Here is a 22,807-nt window from a genome sequence, read left to right as displayed (position 1 = left end):
CGAGGTCGATATAGTGGATTTCCACATACCCAGATCAAAGTTGATCTAAAACAAATGTGGTTTAGGGAATGTAGCTGTTATTCTTGTTCCATCATTTGCTTAGGGAATATTCAACCTCATCATGAAAAAAACATCGCTGCTGTGTCAGGTTTGGATTCTTTTCTTGGCTGTGTTCTCCTCTTTGGTTCAGGCAACTTCTTCGGTACAAATTGAGCAACAAGGCGTGAAACAGCCTGAAATAAAGAAGAATGAGGTTAAGCAGACAGTTGACGTCGGTGTTTTGGCAATACGTGGTCATCTCTATGCGGAGCAGAGGTGGCAACCGACTATTGATTGGTTAAATAAGCAAATTTCTGAAGTTCACTTTGTTCTTCATCCTCTGAACTTAGATGAAATGGGAGAGGCGGTGAAATTTCAGATGATGGATTTCATCGTAACCAATCCCGGACAAGCGGTTCGATTAGGCAGACAATACGCGCTTTCCTGGATGGCGACCCTGACCAGTCGCGCCCCACAAAATTCAAACTATGGCATTGGGTCAGTGCTGGTGGTGCGGGCAAACTCTCCGTATCAAACACTAAAAGCGGTGTCTGGGTTGCCAGTGGCCGCGGTGTCGGAAAAAGCTTTTGGTGGTTACTTAACTTTGCGCTACCAGATAGTTGAAATGGGGTTTGACCCGAATGACTTTTTTGCAGACGTTCGCTTTCTCGGCTTCCCTATTGACGCCAACCTCTATCAATTACGTGACGGCAATGTCGAAGCCGCTGTGGTGCCCGCCTGTTTATTGGAGAAGATGCAAGATGAAGGTCTGTTACAGCAAGGCGGTTTCAGAGTCTTAAATCAACAGCCGCATGAACACTCCTCCTGTGCGGTGTCGACTCCGCTTTATCCCAACTGGTCATTTGCCAAAACAGAGCGAGGATCTTCTCTTCTGGCGAAAAAAGTCGCTCAGGTATTACTTGCGATACCGCCAGAACATCCAGCGATTATTGCTGCTGGCGCATCGGGATGGACGTCACCAGTGAGTTTGTTGAGCATTGATAAACTCTATCAAGCTTTAGATTTGCATCCCTTGCAGCAACCTTGGTGGCAGGATGCGCTGCGTTGGCTGCGAAACCATCAGGAATGGGCGTGGGCGCTGTTCATTTTTGTGATTGTGTTGAACGCTTACCATTTTTGGCTTGAGTATCGTTTTAGTAAAAGCAAGCAGGCGTTGGAGCAGACTTCGTTGAGGCTGAAAGAGAAAAGCGAGCAGTTGGAGCATTCGCAGAGAGTTGCCATTGTCGGAGAAATCGGCAGCAGTCTCGCTCATGAATTAAATCAGCCATTGGCGGCGATTCGAAATTACAGTGAGGGCGGTTTGCTGCGTTTAGCGAAGAAGCGCCCTTACGAAGATATTGTTCCTGTTTTTGATAAGATACAGGGTCAAGTAGAGAGAGCCGACGCGATCATTCAACGTCTAAGAACCTTAATCCGTAAGCGTAGCGTCGATAAAGCGCCATGCGATATTCAAGCGTTAATTGATGACACGGTTGAGTTGCTCCATTTCCGACTGCAAAAGCAAAATGTATCGGTTGTGACCAGTAGCGAAGGGGAGGTTCGCCACATCTTGGCCGATGCCGTGGGTGTTCAACAGGTTTTGGTTAATGTGATCAACAACGCGATTGATGCTTGCGCTTTGTTTCAGGAGAAATATCACTCGTCCGGTTATCAAGGTAAAATTGCCCTGCACAGTGACTATCAGACCCATCAGCTTTCTATTCGTGTATTGGATAACGGGACAGGGTTACAGCAAGAAAACCCTACTCAAGCATTTGTGAGCACAAAGGAAGAAGGACTTGGGTTAGGTTTGGCGATTTGTCGTGACGTGATGGAATTGCACGGTGGCGAGTTTCTTATTCAATCGACCACGCCACACGGTTGTTTGGTTGAGCTTGTGTTTCCATATCAAGACTAACCTGTACTAGGAGCATTCATGAGTAGTACTGAAAAACAGTTACCTGTTTATGTCGTTGACGATGATGAATCGGTGCGTGATTCGCTCGCGTTTATGTTGGAGGAACATGACTTCAGTGTAACGACCTTTGCTGATGGGCAAGCCTTTCTCGATGCGGTAGACATTCAACAGGCGGGTTGTGTCATTCTCGATAGCCGAATGCCCAATCTTCGTGGTCAGCAAGTGCATCAAATACTTAACGATGCCAATAGCCCACTTGCGGTGATTTATCTGACTGGTCATGGTGATGTGCCGATGGCGGTGGATGCATTGCAGGCTGGGGCGGTGAACTTCTTCCAAAAACCCGTCAAAGGTGATGCACTGGCGCAAGCCATTTTACAGGGGCAGGTGCAGTCGGCAGCAAGTTTCGATATGGCTGGAGCAAAGTTGGCGTATGAGTCACTCACGCCTCGTGAAAAGGATATTTTACGTTTAATCATCGAAGGTAAGCGCAATATCCGTATCGCAGATGAACTGTGTATTGCGATGAGAACCGTAGAAGTACATCGAGCCAGTTTGTTGAAAAAGTTCTCCGCTAAAACGGTCGCTGAGCTGGCGTACATTTACGGGAAATTAGCGCTTGAGTAGTCTGATTTTAAGAACTTCAGATTTATACTCTAGCCACATCCACTGAAACACTCAGGTTGTGAGTTTCACCACCATCAAACACGACACCCTGCAAGGGTGGCACATCGGCGTAGTCGCGTCCCCAGCCAGTAACAATATGTTGATCGTTAGCGATGAGGTCGTTCGTCGGGTCAAATTCCACCCAGCCAAGATCCGGTACAAAAATCGCAAACCAGGCGTGAGAAGCATCAGCACCAACGAGCTTTTCCTGACCTGGAGGCGGCAGAGTCTCTATATAACCACTCATATAACGTGCTGCTAGGCCAACAGAGCGCAGGCAGCCTATCGCCAGTTGGGCATAATCCTGACACACGCCCCGTTTCTCTTTAAGAACCTGTTCGGTTGGCGTTGTTACGTCGGTTGCGGTTGGATCAAAAGTAAACTCGGTAAAGATTTTATGGGTAAATGCCAAGGCGGCTTTTAACACGGGCTGATTGTCACTAAACAATTCTTGCGCATATTGCCTTAAATTTTCGGAGCGTTTGATTTGTAGTGAGTCGAGGCAAAATTCCTGCGCTAACCTGATGTCCGCACTTTCAGCATTAGCCATGATACTTCGAAGTTCACCGCAGGTAAGCTGATGGTTCTCGATGATGCCAGCCCAGTTGTGAGGCTTTACCTCTAAAAAGCTGGTGACATCAATAGTGAGTTCCTTATGTGGCTCTTGAATAGAGAAGTAAAACGTTTCGTTCCCAAAATAATCCTGTCCTTCGTTTTGGTACAACGGCCTTGGTGTCACTCTAATCTTTCGGTTAAAGCAGCGCTGGTTGTCGGTATCCCTCGGCAACAGGTGAGCCATGTTGTAGCACAGGGTCACTGGCGAACTGTAGGAGTAGGTCGTTTTATGCTGGACTTTATATCTCATACATTCAATTTCCATTTGGGTTTTATCAACTGCTGCGGTCCAGCTGTGTGATCAAAGTATTTGTCGCTTATCAGTGAAGTAAATTGCTCTAATTGGCCGATTATCTTATCCATCAGAGCACCAAACTCTTCTCTGGTTTGGTTATTTGGATTCGCCTTAGCGAGTTGTTCGAGATCCGTAAGTTGAATGTCGTTCAGCGTGAGTAGGATCAGCCTGGTTTCGCTGGTGAGTCCGCCGGGAATAAAGGCATGATTATCCGGTAGCATATCCAGAAACTCTTTCAGCTTTTCGGTCTGGTAGACCAATGAGCGCGGGTTCGAAGGATCAACCATTAGCAGATCCAAGCCAAACGCTACACGAGCTCGGGTGCGATAGCGTCTTCTGAAAGAAATGAGCGCTTCCATGCTGAGGAGTACCGACTCCAGCACTTGTTGCTGCGACAAACTTTCTAGCTTGATACTTAGCGTTGACTGGAACAGTTTTGCGGTCTGAATTGCCCTTTCGGTACGCTGGCCAATCTGCTGAAATATCCAGTCTTCTCCTCTAAGCATGCTGTCGTTGCTCAATCCGGACAGTGCCAACAGCATGGTCATTAAATTATCCAGTGATTCTTCTGGCGCTTCAGGCAGGCCACTGGTGTAGGCTCTATCCAGCTCGTTAAGGTGGTCACGTAGCTTGTTCAGTACTATTCGGGTGTCGGCAGACAGGCGATCCCGCACATTATCACTGCAAGAAAGCATGGCCAGTAAGTTGGATTTGATACTGCCAATTCGTTTGCCATTCACCACCAAGTCGGCCAGTTCGGTATCTGGATTTTCCAGAAGTTCGGCATTCCCCTCAACAAATCCCGGCAGGCAATTTGTCTGTAGAGAGATCGCCTTTAAAAGGGTCGTCCTTGCTTGAGGTGAGAGCTCTTCGATACCATTCAGCTGCTTAAATAACACTCGCATCAGGCGAATGCTTAACTCAGCGCGTTCCGCATAGCGTCCAAACCAGAAGAAGTTTTCGACGACGCGGCTTGGTACATTCCCGTGCTGAGCAACGTGAAAACCAGGCTCGTCTAGCAGGGACTGATGAGTCAGATCAGGCTTGTTGGCAGTTACCCAGGTATCCTTACTGCGAGCACCAGATAAACTGGTAACGATGTAGTCGTCATCGGATTGAGTCACCCGACTTAATGCACCTGGCATCACGCAGTATCGGTCACCGTCAGCGACAGTAAAGGCTTTCAACAGGCTATGTCGGTTTTTTATTTTTGAGCCGGAACAGACAGGCACCGTAGAGCCGGGGATATAAGTCTGCGCTACATACTGTTTTGGATTTGCCTTAATCATCTCCAGCGTTTTTATCTTTTCTTCCGCCGATAAGCAGTGGCCGTAAATTGTCTGGCTGCGAGCTTTTCGATATGAAGGCTTAATAATCAGGTTTTCGAGGTTTTGTTCAACAAACTCTATGGTTCCGTCAATACCGCACCAGTAAGTATCAACGCTATGGAGTTTCAAAGGCTCACCCAGCAAGTATTCACATATCTTCGGAAGAAACGCCATCAGTACCGGAGATTCAAGAACTGCGCTTCCCAGCGGGTTGGCTAATACCACATTGCCGCTGCGTGCCGCTTCTAACAGTCCAGGAATACCAAAAAGAGAGTCAGGTCGCAGCTCTGACTGGTCACAGTCGTTGTCGTCCGTACGGCGCAGAATGACATCAACTGGCGTTAAACCAGAGAGGGACTTGAGCCAAACTTTTCCACCTCTTACCGTTAAATCGCCAGCTTGCACCAGAGGGTACCCTAAATAGTTGGCTAAATAGGTGTGTTCAAAATAGGTGCTACTTGATGATCCCGGTGTTAAAAGAACAACTCTAGGTTCGTCGGTTTTATGTGCAGCAAGTTGGTTAAGAGTGTTTCTCATGGTTTGGAAGAAACTGGAAAGACGCCTCACATTACTATGACGAAATACGGATGGCAGCACTCGTGAGATGACGGTTCGGTTTTCCAACGCATAACCCGCTCCTGAGGGCGCTTGAGTTCTGTCACTGATGACCACGTAAGAGCCGTCTGAGTCTCGCACTAAATCGATGGAATGAAAGATAAGGTTTTTCAGTCCTGGAATGTCAATCCCAAAGCACTGGCGTAAAAAGCCAGGGTGAGAAAAAATAATCTCTGCCGGTATCACACCATCTTTGATAAGGCGTTGTTCGCCATAGATATCTTTTAATATCCGATCAAATAACTCTGAGCGTTGTGCCAGACCTTGTTCTGTATCTTTCCATTCGCTCTGAGCGATAATATTAGGCAGCACGTCCAGAGACCAAACTGTAGGCGAAAGTGGATCGTTTTTAAGATCATAAGTCGCACCGTCGTCTCTCAGAATTCTCTGAGCACGCTTTTGTAAATCTTCCAGATTACCATCTTCCAGTTTCTCTAAATGCGTAAAGAGAGGCTGCCAGTGCAGTCTGGTTTGCTTGATGTCATCATACGCCTCATCGTAGGCCTTTTGGGATGCCTGATAAGGACCAATCAAGGGCGGGTTTTCTCCCGCCCCAGCGAAGTCTGAAACGAATTGACTCATACTATTTTTTGCTACTACCTTGTGAGTTATTGCCTAGTATATACCACTCGGAAAAGACAACCAGCTGAGTAGAGTTTATACGATTCAATTTTCGCGATGATCTCATCCAATACGTCGACTGCGTTTGCGAAGATCCAGAGTGTTTGGATATTCGTGGCAGATTTCCTCTTTGGGTGGTGCCATTGGGCGCGGCGCAGTCTTGTTTTCATAGAATTTGCGCAGAGCGTTGAACTCCGGTGGCGGGTTAAACGTTCCCTGAGTAAATCCGTGATCCCAAAAACGATTCACCCTCCGAGCCTCAGCTTCATTTCCGTTGACTGGGAAGGTTTCATAGCTTCTTCCCCCAGGATGGCTGACATGGTACGTACAGCCGCCAATCGAGACACCGTTCCAGCTGTCTATCAAATCGAACACCAGCGGAGAATCTATTCCCAGTGTTGGGTGTAGCGCTGATGGCGGAGCCCAGGCTCTGTATCGCACGGCTGCCACGAATTCGCCTTGTCTGCCGGTCGGTCTCAATGGTATCCGACGGCCGTTACACGTTAGTACATAACGGCTTTCCGTCATTCCCGTCAGGCGAACTTGCAGACGCTCTACCGACGAGTCGACAAAGCGGCTGGTGCCAGTCTGCGTGACTTCCTCACCGAGAACATGCCAAGGCTCTATTGCCCAGCGCAGTTCGATTTCAATGCCATCTATCTGTTGCCTTCCGTAATGAGGGAAGCGGAATTCTTCAAATGGTGCAAGCCACTCCAATTTAAACGGGAACCCGTGCTGTTGAAGATCGTCCACCACCTCTTTGATATCCTGCCAGACGTAGTAGGGCATCATGAACTTATCGTGCAGGGTAGTTCCCCAACGTATCAAAGGCTTGTGGTAAGGATCTTTCCAAAAGCGTGCAACTAAACAGCGCAGTAATAGCGTTTGTACCAATGCCATTCTGGCGTGCGGTGGCATTTCAAAACCACGGAATTCCAGTAGCCCTTGTCTGCCGCTGCTGGTACCTGCCGCATATAACTTATCGATACAAAACTCGGATCGGTGGGTGTTCCCCGTCACATCCACAAGAAGGTTTCTCATCAGTCTGTCGGCCAGCCAAGGCTGATCGACCAGTCCATCCGGAAAGTTTTGGAAGGCTATCTCCATTTCGTACAGGGCTTCGTCTCTTCCTTCATCCGGGCGTGGTGCCTGACTTGTCGGGCCAATAAACATGCCGGAGAAGAGGTAAGACAATCCCGGATGGTGTTGCCAGTAGTTAACCAGACTTCTCAACAGATCTGGTTTTCTCAATAGAGGGCTGTCCGCAGGGGTCAGACCGCCAAGCGTAATGTGGTTACCACCGCCAGTACCGGTATGACGGCCATCCAGCATAAACTTCTCTGTCCCAAGTCGGCATTGGTGCGCCTGTTCATATAGCGTTTCGGTATTCTCCACCAACTCTTGCCAGTTTTTTGCAGGGTGAATATTCACCTCGATCACGCCCGGATCGGGTGTGATAAGGAATTTCTGCAAACGGTAATCTTTCGGTGGCTCGTAACCTTCAATGACAACCGGAATGGAGAGCGCGCTTGCCGTCGCTTCTATTTGATAGATGAGCTCAACATAATGCTCCAGATGGGTCACTGGTGGTAGAAACAGATGTAGCCGGCCATCTCTCGGCTCGACACAAATTGAAGTACGGATAACATCAACCGTCTTTTTGCTACTTTCCTTGTCTTCGAGAGGAGGTTGTTGAGATTGCTGACGTTGCGCGACATTCTCCGTTAACGAATAGACAGGCAATGCCTCTCTGGCTTCAAACGGGTCACGTTCCGGCGGGATTTCCTCTTCGCTGACCTGCGGCAGAGAGTCCAGCGGAAGTCGGTACCCCATTGGACTGTCTCCGGGGATAAGCGTGATCACGTCACTTCGCATTGGCCATAGCGAGCTTTTCCAGCCTTGTTCGTCAAATGAAACCGGAAGCACATAGCCGCTGATGCTTTCTAGGCCTCGTCCTAGCAGCTTTGCCAGACGACGTCTTTCCAAATCATCGCTCAGCTTGGCTTTTTTCGGATTCGCTGACTCTGGCAAGGAGCGTTCTAGCCAGAGATAGTAAAGCGAGTCTTCATAGGCCGGTTGCAAATATTGGTTATGGATGCCCAACCGGTCACAAAGCAACTGCCCGAAACGCTCGGCATCCTCAATCGTATGTTGGTAATCTTTGTCCACACGTGCCAGCAAAGACGGATCGTGCCACAGTGCTTCACCATCGGTACGCCAAAAGCAGCCGAGCGTCCAACGTGGTAACTCTTCGCCGGGATACCACTTACCTTGACCGTAGTGCAACAGTGCGTGGGTGTTGAACTTGTCCTTCAGGCTGATGAGCAGATCTTTTGCCAGTTTGAGCTTATCCGCACCTAACGCTTTGGTGTTCCATTGCGCCGAGTCCATATCATCAATCGAGACAAAGGTTGGTTCACCCCCCATAGTCAGTCGCACGTCCATCTCATCCAGCTGCTCGTCCACAGCGCAACCGAGCGCTTTGATGTTTTCCCACTCATCATCCGTGTAAGGTTTGGTTACTCGCGGGTCTTCATGGATTCGAATCACCGTATTGCTGTATTCAAATTCACATTCGCATTCGTCGGTCGCACCAGTAATAGGGGCGGCCGAGACAGGATCAGCGGTACAGGCAAGGGGAATATGTCCTTCTCCGGCAAACAACCCGCTGGTCGGGTCAAGGCCAATCCAGCCTGCGCCAGGCAGATAAACTTCACACCAGGCGTGCAGGTCAGTGAAGTCCTCTTCCGGCCCGGATGGCCCATCTAAAGATTTAATATCAGAGGTCAACTGAACCAGATAACCAGAAGCAAAGCGTGCAGCCAGCCCAAGGCTGCGAAGGATCTGAACCAGCAACCAAGAGGTATCACGGCAGGAGCCTTTTTTCAGGGTTAGCGTTTCCTGACAGGTTTGTACGCCCGGTTCCATACGAATGCCGTACTCTATCTGTCCAGCCAACTTACTGTTTAGCTCGACCAGAAAATCGACGATGCGCTTTTTGCTGCGGTCGACATCTGCCAGCCATTTTTCGAGTTCTTTACTCGATTCAGTCACCGATAGGTAAGGTGCAAGTTCCTCCTGTAGGAGATCGTCGTATTTGAACGGAAAGTTCTCAGCGTACTCTTCGATAAAGAAGTCGAAAGGATTAATCACCGTCATATCGGCGATAACTTCGACCTCAAACTTCAGTTCGCGCATCTTCTCCGGGAAGACCAATCTGGCCTGATAGTTGCCAAACGGGTCCTGCTGCCAGTTAATAAAGTGTTCTTCCGGCTCTACTTTAAGTGAGTAGCCATGGATATGAGTACGTGAGTGAGGGGCCGGTCTCAACCTCAATAGGTGAGGTGATACCTTCACGTCGCGGTCGAACTTATACGAGGTTTTGTGCTGAATAGCTACACGTATGGTCATGCCGCTTCTCCGTGATCAAAGTGGAACCAAGTTTCACCAATCTCTGCTTGCAGGCTAATCAATGCCAACTGAATATCGTTCAGGTAGTCACTGAACGCCTGACAGATACTTTCGTTGTGTTCAATGCTGTAGGTGGTATCCAACAACTGTTCTATGTGCAGGATGATCTCTTCGTGTCGTGGCAGATACATTGCCGCGCTTTTGATCTGCTTCAGACAGAATGCTTGTGATCGAGGAAAATCTTCGTCAGTAAGTAAGAAGGTTGTGGTATTGACGCCATCGATACCGCAGCGCATGGTTCTCAGGTAGTTCTGATAAGCGCTTTGCGACTTGAGCACCTTCGGCCAGATAATCTGTTCTAGCAAGACCTCTTCTTCCGGTAGGGCTTTTATCTTTAAGCTGACGGCGGAATCCAGAATGCGCGTATTCATATCCGCCCGTTCGAGATAACGTCCCATAATAATAAAGCTCCATGCGGCATCTCGGCTCATGGCGTTGCTCAGCAAACCAATGATCTTTCGGCAGCCTTCAAGCACATTGTTTAGATAGTCATAGCGCTCACCCCGATTTATTCCCTTTTGTAGATTCTTGCGAGCATAGATGTCCAGTTCATTAATCAGCTCCCACATCTCCTCGGGAAGGACATCTCGGGTGGTACGGATATTTTCACGTACCATTTTCAGTGAAGATAACATCGAGCATGGGTTATCCTCACTGGCAAGAAGAAAGCGCACTACGTTTCTTTCGTTCTTATCTTTGTACTTTTTATTAAACTCCTGCGCACTGCCGCTTATCTCTATCAGGTTGTACCATGAAATACGTACATCCTTTGGTAAATCAAACAATAGCTCATCGTAAACACTGATCAGACGGACAATATTTTCAACTCGTTCCAGGTAACGGGCACTCCAGAACAGTCGTTCAGCAACTCTTGATAGCATCACTTATCTCCTTCTGTTTTTACGATCCAGGTATCTTTACTGCCACCGCCCTGAGAGGAATTCACCACCAGAGAGCCTTTTTTCATCGCGACCCGGGTAAGGCCACCAGCGGTTACATAGGTTTTCTTGCTTTGAAGAATAAACGGACGTAGATCCAAGTGTCTCGGCTCCAGTTTTCCTTTTTCTATCAGTGTCGGCGCTGTGGAAAGCTTAAGAGTCGGCTGGGCGATATAGTTGCGAGGGTTGTTCTTAATCAGTTCGGCGAACACGGCTTGTTCTTTTTTGCTGGAGTGAGGACCGACTAACATGCCATAGCCGCCAGATTCATTGGCTGGTTTTACTACGAGCTTATCTAAGTTTTTCAGCACGTATTCTCTGTCATCTTTATCTTCACATAAGAAGGTTTTGACATTAGGCAGGATAGGCTCTTCATCCAGATAGTATTTGATAAGTTGCGGCACATAGGCGTACACCACTTTATCATCTGCGACACCAGCACCAGGTGCGTTTGCTAGCGCTACGTTGCCTTGCTTCCATGCTCGCATCAGTCCAGGAACACCAAGCATAGAGTCTGGGTCGAATGCTTCAGGATCTAAAAACATGTCGTCGATGCGGCGATAGATCACATCCACGCGTTCAGGGCCGTAGATGGTTTTCATGTAGACGCAGTCGTCTTTACCTACATAGAGGTCTCCGCCTTCGACTAACTCTGCGCCCATCTGCTGCGCGAGAAATGCGTGTTCAAAATAGGCTGAATTGTAGATGCCAGGGGTTAAAACGACGATTTCTGGTCGCGGGATATCTCTTGGTGAGAGCGCTTGTAGCGTATCCAGAAGCTGAGAAGGGTAGGAGTCCACTTTTCTGATATTGTCGTTTTCAAACAGCTCTGGTAACACCCTTTTCGTGACGGCTCGGTTTTCCAACATATAAGAAACACCTGAAGGGACACGGAGGTTATCTTCCAGAACGTAAAACTGTCCATCATCGGCACGCACCAAATCGGTGCCACATATATGCGCCCACACACCAAAAGGGGGCGAGACACCGACACACTCAGGACGAAAATTTTTCGATTCTTTAATGATATGAGCAGGGATAATGCCGTCTTTAATACAGTTCTGGTCGTGATAAAGATCGTCGATAAAGCGGTTTAGTGCGGTAAGGCGCTGCTTGAGTCCTTTCTCTGCAGTTTCCCAGTCTTTTGCATCTATTGTTCTGGGAATAATATCAAATGGCCAAGCGCGGTCGATGTTGCCTTCTTCGGTATAGACAGTAAAGCTGATACCCATTTCCTGAATTGTAGCTTCCGCCGCCAGCTTACGTTTATCAAGCTCTTCTGGGGGTAAGCTATCGATATAGCTCAGCAGTCTGCATGAAGAGTCTCTGTATTTACCTGAGCTGTCGATCAGCTCGTCAAAGTACTCTCCACTGTCGTACCCTTCGGTTAATTTACTCATAGCGGGGATCCATCCTCTTGCTTTTGAACTCACTTCCCGGCCGTACTTCACTTTTATCCCTAGCAGCAACTTTAGATATTCAAAGAAAAAACCGGCGAGATTTGATGTTCCTGTTTTGATTAGTTTTATTCTTTATTTATTGCATAAGCATGCATCTATCTCATGACAGTAATAAGAATAAAAGCAAATAACAGACCGGAAATTACATAGTCATGGAAGATTAATAATTCTAAAGTGAGTTTAGCCGCTATGAGCAATTGCATGAATAAATCTGGTCAGCGCTAATTTTTTCTAAGCATATTCACTCGTTTGAGTATTCATTACAAAAATTAAGGTATTGATTCTTTTGTGTTTATCAGTTGCAGTGCTTGCCTTGAACGTTTAGATTACCCAAAACAGTATTAAAAAGCGTGGTTGAGAGTTGGCAGATGTGGGACAAATTGAATTTAAGAAAGTTAATCCTGATCCTATGTGTGTTCAGCGTTGTAGTCACATTGCTTAATGCTTTTTACTCTATTTATCGAGTGCAACATAATCTGATTATCAGCAATACAATGGAGTCCAACCGTGTTTACGCTGAGAAAATGGCGGAGATGACGGATGCTTTTATTGATTCTGCAATGTCTCAGCTTGAATACAGTGCAAATACCCTCCGTACGAAAATGGCTGATCCTGATGTCCTGGAAGAAGAAGTTAATCGCTTAAGAACCCAAACCGATTACTTTAACTCTGTGCTCATCGTCAATGCAGAAGGGGTGATCGTTTCTGTTTCTCCAGAAGCGTTACAAGTGAAAGGCATGCGTCTAAGCGGTAAGCGTTTCTTGCAATCTCTGCACTCGCAAGCGCCAAAAATTACAGACCCGTTCGTCTCTCCAGTAGGGAACTATCTAACCAGTATGTCATATCCTATTTTCTCTGAAAGTGGCGAATATCTGGGCTATGTTACGGGCACCATCTATCTCGAACAAAAAAACATACTGAAGACTTTATTGGGACAACATAGCTACAAAGATGGGTCTTATCTGTATGTTGTCGACCAAAATCGAACGCTGATCTACCATCCAGACAAACGTAGAATCGGACAGAAAATCGTCAACAATGATGCGATCAATGCGGTTGTTGAGGGTCAAAAAGGGCAGCAGGACATTGTAAATTCTCAGGGAATAGAAATGCTCGCTGGTTATGCGCCAGTAAATCAATCCGGGTGGGGGATCGTTGCACAGAAGCCTAAAAATCTCACCTTATCCGTACTCGATGACCAAATGTGGACCGTGTTTCTTGAGACACTGCCTATTGGCGCGCTCACACTGTTGCTTATTTGGGTATCTTCCGTTTTTATATCCAAGCCATTGTGGCAGTTAGCCAGTGCTGTAAAGAACTTCGAGAACCATACTTCGAGTGACAACGATTTTACACAGATTAAGCCATGGTATTTTGAAGCGAGTTATCTGAAACGCAGTTTTCTGAGTGCAATGAATATTGTATCTAACACCATTGATCAGCTTCATCTGGACACCTTAACGGATGCGATGACGGGGTTATTGAATCGTAGAGGGTTAGACAAGGCGGTAGAAAGTCTGCGTGAGCAAAATACGCCATTTTCTGTCCTGGCTCTGGACGTTGATTACTTTAAAAAAGTCAATGATACCTTCGGCCATGATGCGGGAGATGCGTTATTAAAGAGTGTTGCGAGTTTGATTCAGGATCAAGCGAGAAAGGGGGACGTCGTGTGTCGCTCTGGCGGAGAAGAATTTATTGTCTTTTTGACCAAAACCGATCTGGATCAGGCATTTATGGTCGCAGAGCGAGTAAGAAAATCGATTGAATCTCACGAATTTGACACCGTTGGGAATGTAACGATTTCGGTTGGCATATCCCGTTGGGATGGAACGAATGAGCCAATCAACGCGGTGCTTAAAAATGCTGACGATGCACTGTATCAAGCGAAACACAATGGTCGCAATCAAACGGTGTTGAGATACTGATGATTTTGAGTTGCTAAACTAGAGAGCGTTCTTGCTGATTCAGAATCACCAGCCAGAACGCTTCTAGAGTGACTCCACACGTTCGACCTATGTGTTTAGCGTCTGCTGTCATTCCACTTTCTACTGTTTCTCACTCTCGAGCAATCTACACAGAAAGGCGCTTTAATAACGGCGAGTATTCAATATCGAAGTTTTTCTCCTTTTCCTTATTTTTAAAGTCGTGAAATAGAGTGGTTTGCACTTAATTCTTTTAGACGACTCGCATTTTTAATTTTGGTTTGCGTTTAGTCGCTGTTCATCTGGCTTCAGAGTTTGAAGTTTGGTGTTATATTTCAGCATCTTGGCGCGTCTCTAAGATTCCAGTGTACAGCATTGTCTTGATTCCCTACACGCGGCGTTTTTAGTGTGTCAGTTCTTCTCATGTATCCATTGGAAAGTCGTATCGAGCCCACCGCCAGACATGAAAAACGTTTACTTTAAGAAATAGTTTTAAAGCTAGGGAAAATAATGGAACTAAAAGTCTTAGTTGATAACAACACAATCATTGATCGTTATTTTTTAGCCGAACCAGCCGTGTCTTATCTGATTACTGATGAGAATATAAAAATATTATTTGATGTAGGTTATTCAGACGTGTTTATTCAAAATGCAAAGAAAATGGCTGAGTCACTAATGGATATAAATTACGTTGTAATTTCACATGGGCACAATGATCATACCGGAGGTTTGGTTCCACTTGTTAAGCATTACTCTGAGGCGAAAGCTGAGGGAAAAAGCTACGTAAATCCAATAGTTGTCGCCCATCCAGATGCCTTTGCATATAAAGAGTATTCAGGCGATGACATCGGCTCTATCTTAGATGAAACGAGAATAGGCAGATATTTTGGTACTAAAATATCCAAAGAGCCATTCTGGATAACCGACAACATCGTTTTTTTAGGAGAAATCGAAAGAACGAATGACTTTGAGAATATCGACCCGGTAGGAAGGTGTGAACGAGATGGCTCTCTGGGCGATGACTATGTGAAAGATGACTCGGCGTTAGTGTATAAATCGCCTGAAGGCTTAGTGATTATAACGGGCTGCTCCCATTCCGGTATTTGTAATATTATTGAGTATTCAAAAAAAGTTTGTGGTGATAATCGAATCATAGATGTTATAGGTGGCTTTCACTTGATTCAGCCAAGTCCAAAACAATCGGAAGGGACTCTGGATTATTTTAAAAATCAGAAAATCAACGCTATACATCCATGCCATTGCACCAATCTGGATTACAAAATTAAGTTATCTAAATACTCTAGCGTAAAAGATGTGGGCGTTGGCTTATCACTTAATTTTCAATGATTTTTGTAAATAAATAGATCGGAATATCACGTAAGGGTAGTGATTGCGGTACATTTGGCATGAGATCTTCTAACTCAGGTTGATCTGCGACGTTGTATGCTCCTGTGGGTGGGCTATTGTTTATATAACCTTTTAAATTTGTACGTCGGTTATGCTGATTGTACACAGTCTTGGAAAGTTCAAAAGGTGTTTAACCATAGGTTTATTGGAGTCGACTTTAAATCATCAATTTCTACAAGAAGAAGGATGTAAAAGTGAAAATCGCTATTTTATCAAGGAATAAGAACCTTTACTCCACGCGCAGATTAAAAGAGGCTGGTGAGGCTCGCGGCCATGAAGTAGACGTTATTGATACGTTACACTGCTACATGGATATCACCAGCAGCAAACCTGCAGTGAGGTTCAAAGGTGAGCAATTACCGCATTACGACGCGATTATTCCACGAATTGGTGCGAGCATTTCGTTCTACGGAACATCAGTAGTCAGGCAGTTTGAGATGACGGGTAGTTTTAGTGTCAATGAATCCGTCGCTATCAGTCGTTCACGAGATAAATTACGCTCTATGCAGCTTCTCTCAAGAAAGGGTATTGGATTGCCACGTACAGGGTTTGCTAACCGACCAGACAATGTGAAAGATTTAATCCGAAATGTTGGTGGTGCCCCATGTGTGATTAAACTTTTAGAGGGGACGCAAGGTATTGGCGTTGTATTAGCGGATACCGCAAAGTCTGCAGAGGCTATCGTTGAAGCATTCATGGGGCTAAAAGCCGATATCCTGATACAAGAATTTATCAAAGAAGCGGGTGGCGCTGATATTCGCTGTTTCGTTATCGGTGAGAGGGTTGTCGCTGCAATGAAACGACAAGGCGCAGAAGGTGAGTTTCGTTCAAATCTACACCGGGGTGGTTCAGCAACGTTAGTCAAACTGTCTAAAGAAGAACGTGCTACTGCGATCGCTGCGGCTAAAGTGATGGGGCTTAAAGTGTGTGGTGTCGATATTCTAAGAGCGGAACGCGGGCCTGTTGTGATGGAAGTTAACTCTTCACCAGTACTTGAAGGCATTGAAACGGCAACAAAAAAAGATGTCGCAGATTTAATTTTTCAGTTTATCGAAAAGAACGCGAAACCTTACAGAACGAGAACGTTAGGTAAAGGTTGATACTAAAAGTACATATCTGACTCACTTCACTAAGTGATACGGATGTCGGCGTTCTGTAGTCAAACCGGATCACACTGTGGTCGATGCAGCCGATGCAAAGTCGAGATTTCTCTCATCGCATATAGAGCTGATTCGGTTTGACTTGAGCTTTCACCTGACTCGCGTATTATTCTCAGCGTTTCTTCTTTCATTCGATTTTTTATGATCTTATTGGGTTCACGACATCGCGCGCCGCAGAAGCAGGCGAAGTGGCTCCTGGCTATCATTGGCTGGGTCATTGTCGTGTGCCTGATGCAAAACTCCGGCTTTGTATCGTCGTGTTCCATGACCAGAGAGGCGGTTGCGAGCGCTTTGGTCGCTGTAGAAAAGGTTCATGATACTAAGTCAAAAAGTGCCAACAAGTGTGAATTGTCTGAGAAGCTCATTCAGTTTGCTAAACACCATCTCGGGCTGTTCATTGTTATTTTGTTTGTGGGCATTACATTGGTGGCGGTCTGTCGACGTGGTGTATTTGCACAGTTAAGGCAATGGACCGAACCAATACCCTATAAACATCGGGTTCATCTTACATTTTGTGTTTTCCGTGAATGACAAGTGACTTCTGGCTTATGTAGCCAGCGAACTTCTACACTTGTTTTTTATCAGGAATCACTATGAACCATATGACTAAAATGACTCGAGTCGCGTTGATATTCATGACAACGTTACTGTTAAGTTTGTTTTCCTTCCAGCTTTCCGCTCAGACACCCGATACAGGCTGGATGAGCAACCCTCAACATCCACCGGTACAAACACGCTTTGTACTGACCGGCTTGCAAGATCCTCAAGCCAAAACGGTCACTGGCTATCTGGATGTAAAGCTATCGGGAGATTGGAAAACCTATTGGCGCTCACCGGGTGAAGGTGGTGTTGCCCCATCAATTGACTGGCAAGCGTCGAACAATTTGAACAAAGTCGATTGGCTTTGGCCCTACCCACAAAAGTTCGAACTACTGGGCATAGAGACGCAGGGCTACAAGGGCGACACTTTATTCCCGATCACGCTGCACATCGAAGACATGAGCAAACGCGTTGCTATTGATGCGGTATTAACGTTGTCTTCCTGCACCACGATTTGTGTTTTGACGGACTATCCAATTCAACTGACGTTTCTGCCTTCAGATTTACAGGTTGATGAAGAGGTGATGTTTCGTTATGCGCAAGCACTGAGTAATGTTCCGCAACCTTCGCCATTTATTGAAGTCACGCAGGTAGATTGGGATGCCAATCAATCGATACTGCAGGTAAAGCTGACAAACACCCAAGGTTGGAATCATCCGCAGGTATTGGTAGATGGCGTTGATGACTCCACGCGAGATTACAGTTTCAAGTTAAAAGGAACTTATTTGGAAGGCAATGTCCTGACGGCTAGTTATAAAGTGAATACCTGGCTGGGAGAGGTTGACCTTAATAACCAACCGCTGTTTGTTTCAATCAAGGACGATAACTTATTAGCGGAAGAGGTTAGCCAAGCGAAAGCTGCAGCGATCGTAGATGCGTTACCAGATACGTCTTTAACAAGCGTATTTGTTTTTGCTCTGCTTGGTGGTCTGATTCTTAATATCATGCCTTGTGTTCTTCCTGTGCTTGGGATGAAGCTGAGTAGTATCGTTACTGCTCACGGGGTCGAACGTCGTCAGATTCGCGCACAGTTCGTCGCTTCTTCATTGGGAATTTTGACGTCGTTCTGGATTCTGGCGGGTTTTATCACTGCGCTTAAAATGACAGGCAGTGCGATCGGGTGGGGTGTACAGTTCCAGAGTGTTTGGTTTCTTGGCTTGATGGTGCTGGTTACTGGGCTTTTTGGCGCCAATATGCTGGGGCTATTTCAAATTCGTCTTTCATCTGGCACGAATACGTGGCTGGCTTCCAAAGGCAATAACACTCTTATTGGCCATTATGTTCAGGGTATGTTTGCGACTTTACTTGCGACACCATGTTCTGCGCCATTTCTGGGGACGGCGGTGGCCTTCGCGCTTGGGGCTGATGTGTTTACGTTGTTTGCCGTCTTTACTGCGTTGGCAATCGGTATGGCGTTGCCGTGGGTTCTGGTCGCTGTCTTTCCGAGTATTGCGCTTAAATTGCCAAAACCAGGTAAGTGGATGAATGTGGTTAAAGTTGGTTTTGGTGTGATGATGCTGGCTACCAGTATTTGGTTGCTGACCTTGATTGCTAATCACTTACCGTTGTTCTGGGTCATTCTGGCTGGCTTAGTCGGGTTTATTTTTATCATGGCGAGGGTCAAAACCGTTTACGGCGAAAAAATGCTGGCGATAACGGGTTCCGCTTCTGTATTTTTGATTGCAGGTGGGTTGCTTTTTGCTAGTTTCACCGCCAGCAAGTGGGCGACACCACTTCCACAAGACCTTGCATGGCAGAGGTTGTCAAACACAGCGATTGACTCTCATGTTGCAAATGGAAGAGTCGTATTTGTGGACGTCACTGCAGATTGGTGTATCACTTGTAAAGCGAACAAGATCGGGGTGATCTGGCAAGATCCGGTGTATTCGTTATTACAAAGCCCAAGTGTCGCGACATTGAAGGGCGACTGGACTCACCCCGAGAGTTCTGTAACGGATTTCCTACGTCTATATGGACGTTACGGCGTCCCTTTTAATATCGTTTATGGGCCAGCAGCACCCCAAGGCATCCCCTTGCCCGTCATTCTTACGGAGGATGTGGTCGTCAGTGCGATTAAACAAGCGAGTGGAGAAAACAGTTAATGAGCTCTAAAAGCCGGCGTAAATCATGGCAACATTGGCTACGCCAACTCCTACAAATTGTGATCATTGTTACTGTCGTTTCAGTTGGTATAGATTGGTACCGCACCAAAGATATACCCAAACAAAACGCGCCAGCGTTGAGCGCGTTCATGAGCAGTGGTCAATATGTTGATGTCATCGAGAAAAGTCATGAAGAACCCGTGGTTGTCTATTTTTGGGCGACATGGTGTCCGGCATGTAAATTTGTTAGCCCAAGTGTGAACTGGATAAGTGATCACTATTCGGTAATTGGGGTTTCTGGTTCTTCAGGCAATGAGGAGCGGGTGAAACAGTTTATGATGTCTAAAGATTATCGATTCAATAATATCAATGATCCTAAAAGTAAAATTATGCAAGATTGGAAAGTCGTTGTTACCCCCACCATTTATGTTTTAAGAAATGGTGAGATAACCTCTATTACAACGGGTATTTCCACGCCGATGGGAATATTAGCAAGAATTTGGTTAGCCAGTTAATTTCCTAAAATAAATCCGATATTCCAACACTGGAATATCGGATTTTTTAATACGGCGCTATTTTCTAGCACCAACAGGAATCATAATATGAGCATATGGGGTTCCTTTCCACATGACATAGGGGCCACCATAATAGGGATCGGTTGGTAGTGAATCGAGTAGTGCCTGGTCCGGAGTAATAATCATCAAGTGAGGGCCTTCGACTATCCATTGATTGTCGTCGGTTTTTCCTTCTGCATAAGGGTCGGTATTACTGGCGCCACCATCACCGGCCAACATATAAGAAATACCCAATGCTTTTGCTTGGAATGGCTTTTTATTCATCCAGGCATCTGCCCATTCCATCCACGCTCCGTCCATACACATTGGTGCGGTGCCCTCTAGCTGAGGGGGAGTCGGGAAACAGGTATATTGACTTGACCCTTCTTGAAGGACGTTATTGTTCCAGTCCATCACCGTTACTTTGTCACGAATGGTTGGAGGGGCTGCACTCAATGCGTCATCCAATAAAGCTTGTGAATCATCTGCTGCGTACACACTAAAAGCGCAACTTACCGAAATAAGAGTTGAAATATAAAGAGCTGACTTCATAAATATGGCCTCAAGTTAATACAACATGAGAATGAGAGTGACTTAATTATAGATTAACATTAGCAATGAGTAATTTATTTTTACGGAACACTCATAAGCAATAAGTTTATTATGTTGATTTGAATATTGTTTCTATATACATATGAAACATCACTTTTACTATTAATATTTTTACGCTTACCATGGCCAGTTTAATATTAATGTTGGTAAACGTTTTTATATATCTATCTTTATATCTAAATTTTCATTTAGAGAGCAATATTATTTTATGCTCGTAATGTATTTATATAACAACGAATTAATATAGAAAAAAGCCGCATGATTGCGGCGATGTATAGAAAACCAGTCAGCAAATGGTGCTTTCTAATGCTGGGTGACGTTGTTTTGGAGCATTTCGGGGTGTTTCAATAACATGACTCGAATCCAGTGATGGACGACCCAGATCACCATTGCGGTAAGTAGCACTGCCACAAAAATGGAGCTGAAACGGTACAGGATTGAGAAAAAGGCATCCTTTTGCTCTGGAACCAATGAAGTTGTTAAGGGCACTGATAGCGCCGACATGGCGGAAAACGCAATCGCAGCTTTTATTTGCCCCTTGGTCAGCCAGAGGCAGAAAGGCCCCATCGCAATGGTAAATGCCAGCCAGAAAAGTAAGCCATGGCCATACCAACTGCCCAAGATTAATTGCACAGCCATCCCTGCGATGCAGCCTAACGCTGTTCCTATTATGCGGATTTTCGCCATGCCCATTGAACCGGCTAAAGTCATTGGCGTCAGAATGATCAATATGGAAGCCTGTGCAGACAACGAATCATACAAATCAGCAACCTGGAAAACGATAAATGCAGCCATCGCGACTACCCAACCCATTGCGACCTGACTGATATAGTCGATATCTCTTTTCACGGGGGTAGAGATTGCGATGTTTTCGGTTGGTGAATCAGGCTCTGGAAACAGCCAATAGGCGAGTGCACAAACAAAAATATTACACAGGGTGATGACCCACATGTTGACGTTGAATTCTTCGATATCCATAAAATCGTAGCTGGCGAAGTTCAACACAATGGAGCCAACTAGCAGCCCCATGTAGCCGAACAAAAACGTTTTTGGATTCATCATCGCGATACACTTAAACAGCATCATGATGCCGACCGCTACAGTCATCAGCACCGGATGGAACTGTAAGTACTCCAACAGGAAAGTAGCTTGCAGCGTTGTCCAAACGGCGGAGAAAAACACCATCAGTAACGACGGGAGATCAAAACGGTCAATTCGTCCCAGAATAAACAGCGGTACCATGATGGCAAAGAATCCGTATGACCAGTTAAACAACATGCTCAATGCGAGACCTAAAGAGCAGCCGAACCAAATTCGTAAGGTTTTCATGTTGCCGCCTAGTAGATAAAGTGGAACCAACTCGCGAGGTAAATCTGAGCATTAGCCATCATCTGCCAGAAAACACTATTGTCCGGATACAAAACGATGGTTGCACGAGAGCCGACGAATAGGGCGTTTGGTAATGCTTCGTCACTAGTGAGATTAACCCGTGTGCGCTGAGCATCACGTACCCAACGGTTATTCACTTCCACTTTTGTCAACGCACCATTTGGTGTTTGTTGCGCTGCGGCGACACCGTAATCTCTGCTGGATAGATCAAAGTCGTAAACCACCCCGGGATTTGCATCGAAAGTGACTAAGGCATGATAGGTTTTGTCGACGCCAGCGACCGATTTTTCACGAAAGTCAGCAGCAACCCACATAGAACCCGTTGGTACGAACGTTAAAAGCGGCAAGTTACTATTCGCCATGGTGCCGGCTTCCAGTTGTAGGTTAGTTACCACACCATCACTTGGCGCGAGTATTTCGGTATTGGCTAAGTCTAACATCGCTTTGTCGATACCATTTTGAGCGATACGCACGGCGGAACTTTGACCTTTTTGATCACCAAGCTGGGCTTCAATGACTTTTAAGTTCTGTTTTTCCGCTTTTAATGCAGCATTAGATACCTGGTTTTGTGCGAAAGCATCATCGAGCGCTGATTGGGAAATGACTTTCTTACTTGATAGCTTCTGCAAGCGTACGTATTCCCGATGTGCATTATCAAACGTCGCTTGCGCTCTGGCAATATTGGCAATTGCTGCCTCTCGCTGAGAATATAGGGTCGCCTCTTTTTCATATGCGGCTTGCAGCGACAACTTCGCTTGCTCAAGCGCGATTCTGTATTTGCGATCGTCAATCTTAAATAGCACTTCGCCCTTGCGGACTTCCTGGTTATTGGAAATCAGCACGTCGGTGACTTTACCAGAGACCTCTGGAGCTAATTGAACAACATACCCCTGAACCCGACCTTCGGTAGTTAATGGTGCGTGACGGTCAGCAATGACGATGTATAAGAATAGAACGATAAACAGGACAATTAATGTGCGCATCCAGTGTCTGAATTGTTGGTCAGCAGTCATTGAAAGTTCCGGAGATAGATTAAAGAAAGCGATTATAGATAACTAACTAACAATTCAGTAGAATGATAACACCAACATAAGT

16 protein-coding genes are annotated in these 22,807 nt (G+C 46.0%); 8 read left to right on the top strand and 8 right to left on the bottom strand.

The annotated features are described in order from the left end of the window. The first annotated feature begins 121 nt into the window (after window positions 1-121). On the top strand, window positions 122-1,957 hold the full coding sequence (locus VEJY3_RS10510; protein WP_014232448.1) for a sensor histidine kinase: 1,836 nt from the start codon (window positions 122-124) through the stop codon (window positions 1,955-1,957). A gap of 18 nt (window positions 1,958-1,975) precedes the next feature. Beyond that, window positions 1,976-2,584, top strand: a complete 609-nt coding sequence (locus VEJY3_RS10505; RefSeq protein ID WP_014232447.1) for a response regulator transcription factor — start codon at window positions 1,976-1,978, stop codon at window positions 2,582-2,584. Window positions 2,585-2,606: 22 nt separating this feature from the next. Here the strand turns inward: VEJY3_RS10505 and VEJY3_RS10500 are convergent, their stop codons facing one another. The 5 genes from VEJY3_RS10500 to VEJY3_RS10480 all read right to left on the bottom strand — a co-directional run bounded on the left by VEJY3_RS10500 (window position 2,607) and on the right by VEJY3_RS10480 (window position 11,906). Further along, window positions 2,607-3,488: a transglutaminase family protein gene (locus tag VEJY3_RS10500; RefSeq protein ID WP_014232446.1), complete on the bottom strand. Its 882-nt coding sequence runs from the start codon at window positions 3,486-3,488 to the stop codon at window positions 2,607-2,609. Then, window positions 3,485-6,058 (bottom strand): circularly permuted type 2 ATP-grasp protein, encoded by a 2,574-nt coding sequence (locus VEJY3_RS10495; RefSeq protein ID WP_014232445.1) that lies wholly within the window; start codon window positions 6,056-6,058, stop codon window positions 3,485-3,487. Before VEJY3_RS10495 ends, VEJY3_RS10500 begins: the two co-directional genes overlap by 4 nt. Before the next feature lie 102 nt (window positions 6,059-6,160). Continuing rightward, window positions 6,161-9,508: a DUF2126 domain-containing protein gene (locus VEJY3_RS10490; RefSeq protein ID WP_014232444.1), complete on the bottom strand. Its 3,348-nt coding sequence runs from the start codon at window positions 9,506-9,508 to the stop codon at window positions 6,161-6,163. Further along, complete coding sequence (locus VEJY3_RS10485; RefSeq protein ID WP_014232443.1) at window positions 9,505-10,449, bottom strand: alpha-E domain-containing protein; 945 nt, start codon at window positions 10,447-10,449, stop codon at window positions 9,505-9,507. Before VEJY3_RS10485 ends, VEJY3_RS10490 begins: the two co-directional genes overlap by 4 nt. Further along, the gene (locus VEJY3_RS10480) at window positions 10,449-11,906 is read right to left on the bottom strand and encodes a circularly permuted type 2 ATP-grasp protein (protein WP_014232442.1); all 1,458 of its coding nucleotides are present in this window, start codon (window positions 11,904-11,906) and stop codon (window positions 10,449-10,451) included. The genes VEJY3_RS10485 and VEJY3_RS10480 overlap by 1 nt, the downstream gene beginning before the upstream one ends. A gap of 428 nt (window positions 11,907-12,334) precedes the next feature. On the opposite strand from VEJY3_RS10480, the gene VEJY3_RS10475 reads away from it, so the two are divergent. The 6 genes from VEJY3_RS10475 to VEJY3_RS10450 all read left to right on the top strand — a co-directional run bounded on the left by VEJY3_RS10475 (window position 12,335) and on the right by VEJY3_RS10450 (window position 19,672). Further along, window positions 12,335-13,891: a sensor domain-containing diguanylate cyclase gene (locus tag VEJY3_RS10475; RefSeq protein ID WP_014232441.1), complete on the top strand. Its 1,557-nt coding sequence runs from the start codon at window positions 12,335-12,337 to the stop codon at window positions 13,889-13,891. Window positions 13,892-14,398: 507 nt separating this feature from the next. Next, entirely contained in the window at window positions 14,399-15,235 is an 837-nt protein-coding gene (locus VEJY3_RS10470; RefSeq protein ID WP_014232440.1) for an MBL fold metallo-hydrolase, read from the top strand. A gap of 254 nt (window positions 15,236-15,489) precedes the next feature. Next, a complete protein-coding gene (rimK, locus tag VEJY3_RS10465) occupies window positions 15,490-16,395 on the top strand; it encodes a 30S ribosomal protein S6--L-glutamate ligase (protein ID WP_014232439.1) in 906 nt (301 codons plus the stop codon). A 201-nt stretch (window positions 16,396-16,596) separates the two neighbouring features. Next, window positions 16,597-16,986, top strand: a complete 390-nt coding sequence (locus tag VEJY3_RS26200) for a hypothetical protein (RefSeq protein ID WP_014232438.1) — start codon at window positions 16,597-16,599, stop codon at window positions 16,984-16,986. A 62-nt stretch (window positions 16,987-17,048) separates the two neighbouring features. Then, window positions 17,049-19,157 carry a protein-disulfide reductase DsbD gene (locus VEJY3_RS10455; protein WP_014232437.1) on the top strand — a complete coding sequence of 703 codons (2,109 nt, stop codon included), beginning with the start codon at window positions 17,049-17,051 and terminating at the stop codon, window positions 19,155-19,157. Beyond that, window positions 19,157-19,672, top strand: a complete 516-nt coding sequence (locus tag VEJY3_RS10450) for a protein disulfide oxidoreductase (protein ID WP_014232436.1) — start codon at window positions 19,157-19,159, stop codon at window positions 19,670-19,672. The genes VEJY3_RS10455 and VEJY3_RS10450 overlap by 1 nt, the downstream gene beginning before the upstream one ends. Window positions 19,673-19,729: 57 nt before the next feature. On the opposite strand, the gene VEJY3_RS10445 is transcribed toward VEJY3_RS10450, so the two are convergent. The 3 genes from VEJY3_RS10445 to VEJY3_RS10435 form a co-directional block, all read right to left on the bottom strand. Continuing rightward, window positions 19,730-20,263 (bottom strand): hypothetical protein, encoded by a 534-nt coding sequence (locus VEJY3_RS10445; protein WP_014232435.1) that lies wholly within the window; start codon window positions 20,261-20,263, stop codon window positions 19,730-19,732. A 363-nt stretch (window positions 20,264-20,626) separates the two neighbouring features. Next, window positions 20,627-21,652 (bottom strand): DUF2955 domain-containing protein, encoded by a 1,026-nt coding sequence (locus tag VEJY3_RS10440; RefSeq protein ID WP_014232434.1) that lies wholly within the window; start codon window positions 21,650-21,652, stop codon window positions 20,627-20,629. Between the two features lie 8 nt (window positions 21,653-21,660). Beyond that, window positions 21,661-22,725, bottom strand: a complete 1,065-nt coding sequence (locus tag VEJY3_RS10435) for an HlyD family secretion protein (RefSeq protein ID WP_014232433.1) — start codon at window positions 22,723-22,725, stop codon at window positions 21,661-21,663. Window positions 22,726-22,807: the final 82 nt, after the last annotated feature.

This window comes from Vibrio sp. EJY3 (assembly GCF_000241385.1).
Taxonomy (GTDB): domain Bacteria; phylum Pseudomonadota; class Gammaproteobacteria; order Enterobacterales; family Vibrionaceae; genus Vibrio; species Vibrio natriegens.
This window is presented reverse-complemented; position numbering and strand designations above follow the sequence as displayed.